General features: G+C 31.5%; 8 protein-coding genes. All 8 read right to left on the bottom strand.

Going from position 1 to position 8,028, the window contains the following annotated elements; translation table 11 throughout:
* Positions 1 to 15 precede the first annotated feature (15 nt).
* Positions 16 to 741, bottom strand: coding sequence for a WecB/TagA/CpsF family glycosyltransferase (locus QZ323_RS06840; RefSeq protein WP_294633867.1), 726 nt, complete (start codon positions 739 to 741; stop codon positions 16 to 18).
* A 153-nt stretch (positions 742 to 894) separates the two neighbouring features.
* Positions 895 to 2,001, bottom strand: coding sequence for an EpsG family protein (locus QZ323_RS06835; RefSeq protein WP_294633866.1), 1,107 nt, complete (start codon positions 1,999 to 2,001; stop codon positions 895 to 897).
* Between the two features lie 69 nt (positions 2,002 to 2,070).
* Positions 2,071 to 3,159, bottom strand: a complete 1,089-nt coding sequence (locus tag QZ323_RS06830; RefSeq protein WP_294633865.1) for a glycosyltransferase — start codon at positions 3,157 to 3,159, stop codon at positions 2,071 to 2,073.
* 2 nt (positions 3,160 to 3,161) lie between these two features.
* Positions 3,162 to 3,425, bottom strand: coding sequence for a hypothetical protein (locus tag QZ323_RS06825; RefSeq protein WP_294633864.1), 264 nt, complete (start codon positions 3,423 to 3,425; stop codon positions 3,162 to 3,164).
* 776 nt (positions 3,426 to 4,201) lie between these two features.
* Entirely contained in the window at positions 4,202 to 4,774 is a 573-nt protein-coding gene (locus QZ323_RS06820; protein WP_294633863.1) for a DapH/DapD/GlmU-related protein, read from the bottom strand.
* Between the two features lie 27 nt (positions 4,775 to 4,801).
* Positions 4,802 to 5,551, bottom strand: a complete 750-nt coding sequence (locus QZ323_RS06815) for a glycosyltransferase (protein ID WP_294633862.1) — start codon at positions 5,549 to 5,551, stop codon at positions 4,802 to 4,804.
* 25 nt (positions 5,552 to 5,576) lie between these two features.
* The gene (locus QZ323_RS06810) at positions 5,577 to 6,491 is read right to left on the bottom strand and encodes a polysaccharide pyruvyl transferase family protein (protein WP_294633861.1); all 915 of its coding nucleotides are present in this window, start codon (positions 6,489 to 6,491) and stop codon (positions 5,577 to 5,579) included.
* An 8-nt stretch (positions 6,492 to 6,499) separates the two neighbouring features.
* A complete protein-coding gene (locus tag QZ323_RS06805) occupies positions 6,500 to 7,945 on the bottom strand; it encodes a lipopolysaccharide biosynthesis protein (protein ID WP_294633860.1) in 1,446 nt (481 codons plus the stop codon).
* Between the last annotated feature and the right edge of the window lie 83 nt (positions 7,946 to 8,028).

Raw genomic sequence — 8,028 nt, 5'->3', positions numbered from 1 at the left:
CCAAATTGAGTCCTACTATTTTTTTATAATTTGAAATAACAAGAACCAAATATAAGTAACCATAAACTTCGGATAAGTTTCAACTAATCTCCTTAACATTCCGCGTTGTGTGAAAATACGATATAACCAGCGCAATCCAAGTTTATTTGTCCATTTAGGAAACGACACCATATTATCTTGTGTCTGATGAATAAAACCACCACAAGTATATATCGACCCCGCAAATCCAGCACGCTTTAACAATACTGCCATTTCATCCTGCATAGGGGCACCCATCCCTATGATACACACTTTCGCACCAGAAGAAACAATCTCTTTAACCACTTTCTGTTTACAATCTTTAATGTATCCATGATGAAATCCTACAATTTTGATGCCCTCAAAATTCTTCTTTATAGTCTCAACAGATCTATCAACTTCTCCGGGTTTTGCACCTAATACATAGAGTGATTCTCCATGAGCCATCATGTTCTGGAAAACTGGACCAGCCATTGCCGACAGATCAAAAGACAATCGTACAGATTTAGAGTGCCCACACAATTTATTCAACTTAATAGGTCCCATACCATCAGAAGCAATATAGTCAAACTCATCATACCAATGATAATCTTCTGATTTGAGTTTCACCATATAATAAGCATTCAAACAAGTAACTAACTTACAACCGTCATAAATGGGCATAATATCTTCCAAGGAGTTTGGAAGTTTGTCGTAAAAAGTTTGAAATATTTTTTCTATCATAAATTTATCTCTTTTCAAACTATATCAGCAAAATACATTAATGCTCAATTCATGGCATCCCCATTTGAAAGGGAATAAGTATTCCTCAGACTGGATATTATTAATTAATTGGATTTCAGCTGATACTCTATAGTCTTACATATTACATAACCATTAAAATAAATCAAAGATATAAGGCATAATGGACAATTCTTCATACTCTTGAAAAATGCGAAAAACCAGCCATGATAAGAATCCTATAAATATTCCAAATTGCAAAAACGGCCTCGATTTAGAATGAAATTTTTGTAAGAAAAGGTTTATTAAAATTCCCCACATTATTAATCGTGCCAAATAAAGATATTCATTAGCTCTCCACATATTAAAAATAAGACTTGGAATCATCATCAAAATATCAAAAACTACGAATGTTTTAAGATAATTCAAAACTTCCGTTTTGGGCAATTTATTATAAAAAAAGAGAAGCACTAATAATAATAATAAATAGGGAAACATCATTGGCCAGCGCGAAAGAAGACTACTATCCAACGATTGCATCAAATACCATTCATCACTACTTGAAAAAAGCAATTGTGCTGTAAACATAAACTCTTGTACCCAAATAGCACTCCAATACCCCAAAAACATATATGCAGTCAAAAAAACACATATCCATGTACCATTCATTCGGGAAAGACGCTTATGAAACAACCCATAAAAAGGAAGAATAGGAATATACAATAAAGACATACGATGAATAAAGAAAGTCGCCATAATCAATGCCATACTTATATATATTCGCTTTTTTTTCAGCATAACAAGCCCAATAAGAAAAAAAGCAATAGCCAAACTAGAACGCAGTGTATTAAAACTTTTCAAATACGGCCATAAAAGCAACAGAAATGGAATATAAGATATTTTGGGAGGACAAAATGTCTTTATAAAACAAGTATATGCAATTGTTATAAAGCTATAAACCAATAAAAAATAAACATGATATTCATCCGTTATAAATCTTACAGCAATATTCAAATAAAGAAATAATTGTTCTTGATCTTCAAATCGTCCGGGATATTTTAAAACATTTTCAAAAATTTCAATATATCGTTGTGCATCAGTTCCACCTATATTAAACGAAACTTGACGTACAACAGCCAAAAATGTAAAAATGAATACAAATAATCCATAGAACAGAAATTCCTGTTTAGAAAAGCCACCTTCAACTATCCTTTTATTGCTATTCGCCAATTCTATACATCCTCCACCCATTATAGCTATCACTATATATAGAATTAAGGTAAAATTGTCAAAATAAATAGGGGACATTTTTTATAAAAAAATAGTAAGACTTCAATTTAATTGTGATTGATAAAATTGTTTCAATTTATTAGCTTGGTCACAAATATCAAATCCGGATTTCTGAATAGATTCTATAGCTCGTAAAGAGCGACTATTTCTTTCCTCCTTTAACAATAACAGTTTACAGATTCGATTTGCCCAAGATAATGCTGGAGCCTGCAAAGAATAAAAATCCAACAAACCTGTCTTATCTGCCTCACGTGTAATTACATCTGATACTATACAAGGAAGACCGTTAGCCTGTTCTTCTATTAAAGTCAAAGGAAGTCCTTCGTGCAAAGAAGGCATTACCACAATATCCATTGCGCACAAATAATCAGTTACGAAATCCGTTGCCCCAACGAAACAAACCTTATCTGCCAACTTCATTTTAACGACCTTTTCTTTAATCTCATCCATTTCTTCTCCTTTACCTAACAACAATAAGCGAAAAGTGGAATCCTTAAGAAAGAGTTGTTGAAAGATGTCTATTATAAACACGTGATTTTTAGCTTTCAAAAAATTTCCGACATGCCCAATAATCTTGCACTCTTCCCATCCGATTTTCTTTCTAACAATCAAACGTTTAGTCTCTTCAAAACGAAACTCATTTGCATTAATACCATTATTTAGTATAACAAAAGACTTCTTTCGAAACAGCCAACAACCAGCTTCAGAACTGCATGCTAAACGCGCATTACAAAATATATAAAAGGGTATTCTACACAATTTATCAACAATACGATATTTACAACTAGAATTGTGACTATGTGCTATTCTAACAGGAACACCTGCTTTTCTTGCCGCATACATTTCAAGTACCATAGTAGCACTATTACCATGAGCATGAAGTATATCATATCCACGTGCCAATTCTGTTAACTTCTTTATATAACATAAAGGACATCGTAAATCTCGCTCTAAGGTATAAATATGCCCCCCATTTTGAAGGAATTCATTTTTATATCCAATTTCCGGAGTATTAATAGTAACTAAATCTATATATAGATCTTGTTTATTAATAGCACGATAATAGTTATAAATTACATTGGTAATGCCATTTTTTTCAGTTGGCACCGTATTTACTATTAATACTTTCATCTTCAAACCAATACTGATGCTAAATATGATATTTGCTTATCCTGCAACTCATTCAACCCATGTAAAGAGACTAACTTTTCATTCATATCTTTAATTCCTACATTTTCGAACAAAGCAATTCGAGGACTATCTGAATATAAACAAACTTTATTACCCAAAGCTAATGTTGTTATACAAGCATGAACTCTATCAGAATATATAATTTCCGCATTTGAATACAGGCACAAATAATCTAAAGGATAATCAGAGACCATTATTCCTTTCATTTTCCTATATTTGAATATGGATAAGGTTTATGATTAGTAAAAACAACATTTTCGAATTGTTTATTAAGCGTTCGTTCTATCACTTTATTTTTAGGTTGATCAAAATTAAGAACTACGAATGGTGAAATCGTAGTTGCAATTTTAGGAAGTTCCAATCGATTAACAAAAAAAGTACTATCTATTCCATTATATGAATTATCACTAAACCGAGCATAATTCTTAAAGGCAACACTATCACGAGTCAAAATTGCATGTGGCCTTATTTTTGCTAAAGAAGCAGAAACAAATCGAATTTCATAGTCAGTATAATAACTTCCACTTGCTCCTAAAAAATAATTTTTGTTCCTTCAAGCACTTTTTTCTCTAACAAATTTCCATATATAGTGAAAAATGGTACAGTAAGTGCACAACCTGGTATTATTAAATAATCCAATTTTACCATTTGAGCAACGGAAAACACATCTTTCGTTTGAATCATTTTATATGATCTATCATGTATTTTGCTAGCAAAATGCTGAACACCATTCTTCCAAACCCAGCGTAAAACTGTAGATTCTCGTAAGCCATACCCTTAGACATAGACGCAGCAAAATTAACGCATTGACTAATCTTTATAAAATTACCGCCTAAAGGTAATGCTACCTTTATACAAACCTCAGCTCCTAAATCGAAAAACCATTACCTATATTATCAAAAAAGACTGAAGTAAAAAGAACTATATTCATATCTTCATTTATAAAGTCACTATGCAGTAACGATATAAGAGAAGATAATGTCTATTTACCCCCTACAACATTATTTAATATTTTGATTACTTTTGCTGGATTTCCTGCAACTACGGCATTATCAGGAATATCTTTTGTTACAACGGCCCCTGCTGCTATAATTACATTATTTCCTATAGTTACAGGTTCCATGATTATAGCACCAGTCCCTATATAACAATGATTTCCAATAGTGCAACAAGATGTATTAGCCGTAGAACTTTTCTTACCAATAAGCACCATAGGAAGAATTGTACAATAATCACCTATTTTCATATATGCCCCTATTCTTCTAAACCCTGGATGAACAAGAAATAAGCCTTTACCTATAGTGTTAGGTGATATATTTATTTGATATTTCAAACTCTTTCTACGATGTTTCACCAAATAGTAATAATAGAATAATTTATCCCAAGGATTCTGTTTTTTATTTGTATAATACTCTAAATATCGCAAATTTTTTATATAAGAAAACATTGCATAATTTTCTCCAAAAGTTAATCTTGATAATAAAGGATACTTCATCCCCTGAATATCAAAATCAGCTTTCAAATATTCTTTCAATTCTTTTTTAGTTTGAATCATATTGTCACAATATATACTTTAGCCAAATCATTTCTTTAAAAGACCACACTTAACAAAAAGACGACGTATTTTTGTTGAAAAAGAATACCCTAATCCTCTTTTTATTTTTTTTATGAATTGTTTATGCCACGGCAACCAACTGGAACTGAAGTGATGAATAGTACGGGAATTATCCGTCATATTCATCTGAAGAAAAACATCCAATGGACAAAAGTATTCTCGCGCATAAATTCCAATGCCAGCTACTTGTTGTACTTCATTCTCTTGCTTTCCCAATCCATGTTTACAAAGTTGTTCTGTAGTATAATGTACCACAGTCTTCAAATTCAAATTACCATCAGCATCTTGAAAATGAATTTGTTCATAGAAATCAAGCATTTCTTTATAAAAGCTATTACCTGCTGCAGCACCAAGCCCAAGTCCTGGATTCACAGACGGGAACTCGTTATCAGCCCATTTATCAAGTTGGCATCCCATAAAGGCCCCTTTTGCAATAATATCATCCAACGGTTTTATAACTTCCACATCTGTATCAAAATACAGACCACCATAATTATAAAGTATCCAAAAACGAGCATAGTCACTAACAAAAGCATATTTTTTTGCCTGATACGCTTCTTTTGTATATGGAATAATATTCACATCAAAATTATCTTCATTCCATTCTCTTATTTCATAATCTGGTAAATAAGTCTTCCAAGATTTGATACACTTTACAGCCAATGGAGGAAGAGGATTCCGACCAAACCAACAATAATGAATTACTTTAGGAATCATAATTTAATTTTTAATCAAACAGTAATTACATATTTATTTTAAAAGGACATGCGGCTATCAGTTTTTCTGCATTAAATTTAATCGATTTCCAATGGACTTTATAAGCCAACAAATCATCCATATTCATACGAGTTTCAATCCGCAGAGGCTCACACATCTTTCTCTCCACAGATGCAAAATAATCCCTAAATTTGAAGCCATTACCTTCAACATTATCTGAGAACTCAACCCAAACATTAGGTATATTATATGCATCCGAAACTATTAAGCCATGTAAAGAACTTGATATTATAAAATCACACCCAACAATGGCATCTATAACTTCATGCCAATCAGAATAGTGACGTAAATCTATTAACTTTACTTTTTCTTTTTCACGCTTTACAAACTCTGCTATATACTCATTAGAAAGATCAGAATGATGAGGAATAATACCGATCTTATGTTTCTTCAATGATGCAACAGGATGATATATACGTGGAAGTAATAAAGCAGGATCACCATATATTTCAGGACAATCTACCCCTTGAGATAATAAATACTCACGTGTCAATGGTCCTCTTACAGCACATACCTTCATCGGTTTTTCACTCAAGGGGATATTACCATACATAGCCCCACTTCCCCAAATTACACTTTCTTTAGTAATCCTCGACCAATCAACTATAGAACCTATACACATTACATTTGCTATTTTCATATGAAAATACCGATGTAACAAATCCGAATAATTAACAATTGGTTTCTTTGCAATTTCTCGTAAAAAAAAATAGTTCAAAGCATCTCCCCAATTTCCATTAACCACCCTATTTTTATATAATTTTATCCAGGCATTTATTACTAATATTTTATTATAATGCAAATAATAATATAATGTATTCTGTAACACCATAAGAAAACGATGCCCATATCTTAGCATAAAAAAGAGTTTTTCTCGCATAGCAAAAATTACTTTAGTTTAGATTGAACAAAATTAGCTATATATATTCTTTCACTTTTTTTTAGTCCTATCAAATAAATTACTAAGACCGTTGTAAAAATCGAGCATAAAGAAGTTATGATTAACCCTGTCCAAGATGTGTATATTCGACTAATCCACAATGGAAAAGGAATAGACAAAATTGTTATTATCAATACAATTCCAAAAACATCTTTCAAATATTTTCCAATGGGGAAAGCTATCTTATTATGTAAATAGAAGAATCTAATAATCCATGCAACAAAATTTATTATTACACGAATCATCAATATCGTTTCCGGCTTTGCTGCAAATTTCAACGCAATATAACTTAAAGGCAAATTCATTAATATGATACAACTCATCAACAATTGATAATTACGAATTTGACCTATAGCCTGAGCAGAAGTCCAAAGAGGTGCAGACAATGCATCTATTAACAAAAAGCATATTATTAACTGAGAAAAAGACACAGCATATTCTGGTACTTCTTTTAGCCAAACAGACAATAGAAAATCACTTTTAAGTAGTACAGGAAGCGAGACTAGAAATAATAAAAAATAGGAAAATTTAGAAGCTTTGAAAACCAACTGTTCAAAATAGGCATAATCTCCAGAAGCATATGATTTTACAATTTGTGGATTAAATGCTATTTGGAAATTAGAGACAAAATTATAAACGGCACGGCTAACCTGATTAGCGATCCCCATAGCAGCATTTAAAGTCACCCCATAAAATATATTTAATAGAATATTCAATCCTTGTTGTACACCTACATTTGCAGCACTTCCTAAAAGACTCCATCCAGAAAAACTTATCATTTTTTTATATAAGCCATAGTCCCAGAAGAAAGTATATTTACTAATAACAAAATATCGATTACAAATAAATTTATATCCACAACAAATAAACAATGTTACTAAAAACATTAAAATAGAATACAAAATCAATCTATCACTATTCGATACGGTCAAAAGAAAAGCTATCAACAAATTTAACAGTACTTCTAATATACTTATATAAGCATAAAAAGCCATTTTTTCATATGCAATTATACAAGAGTTATAGGGTACACGAATGATTTGAACACATGCAATAAGAATAGAAAAATGGTAGCACCAAAGAGAAGCATTCATTCTATCATCTGGAATATTCATTTTCTCATAGAAAAAACATAATCCAACCGTTTCAGCTAAAAATAGAACTAACAAGGCAATACTGATATGTGCAGTCATACTCATGCTAAATACGCGTTTCACTTCATCAATATTTCCTTTTCCTAATTCAAAATTCAAAAAACGTTGCGTTGCGGTAGCCATAGCATTATTGATAAATGAAAATAACACAACAACGCCTGCTACAAGATTATAAATACCAAAGTCTTCTATACCTAACTTTTCAAGCACTATCCGTGAAGTATACAATGTTACTGCCATAATTAGTAACATACGTATATAAAGCATAAAGGTATTCTTTACAATATTTCCACTATTTCGAGCAGTAACAGTCATAACATAGA

Origin of the sequence: uncultured Bacteroides sp. (assembly GCF_910585845.1) — a bacterium.
Taxonomy (GTDB): domain Bacteria; phylum Bacteroidota; class Bacteroidia; order Bacteroidales; family Bacteroidaceae; genus Bacteroides.
This window is presented reverse-complemented; position numbering and strand designations above follow the sequence as displayed.

What these genes read in the sequence shown, in the direction of transcription:
- QZ323_RS06805 (WP_294633860.1), bottom strand. Translation starts at nt 7,945, where the DNA reads ATGGCAGTAACATTGTATACTTCACGGATAGTGCTTGAAAAGTTAGGT.
- QZ323_RS06820 (WP_294633863.1), bottom strand. Translation starts at nt 4,774, where the DNA reads ATGATTCAAACTAAAAAAGAATTGAAAGAATATTTGAAAGCTGATTTT.
- QZ323_RS06840 (WP_294633867.1), bottom strand. Translation starts at nt 741, where the DNA reads ATGATAGAAAAAATATTTCAAACTTTTTACGACAAACTTCCAAACTCC.
- QZ323_RS06830 (WP_294633865.1), bottom strand. Translation starts at nt 3,159, where the DNA reads ATGAAAGTATTAATAGTAAATACGGTGCCAACTGAAAAAAATGGCATT.
- QZ323_RS06815 (WP_294633862.1), bottom strand. Translation starts at nt 5,551, where the DNA reads ATGATTCCTAAAGTAATTCATTATTGTTGGTTTGGTCGGAATCCTCTT.
- QZ323_RS06825 (WP_294633864.1), bottom strand. Translation starts at nt 3,425, where the DNA reads ATGAAAGGAATAATGGTCTCTGATTATCCTTTAGATTATTTGTGCCTG.
- QZ323_RS06810 (WP_294633861.1), bottom strand. Translation starts at nt 6,491, where the DNA reads ATGCGAGAAAAACTCTTTTTTATGCTAAGATATGGGCATCGTTTTCTT.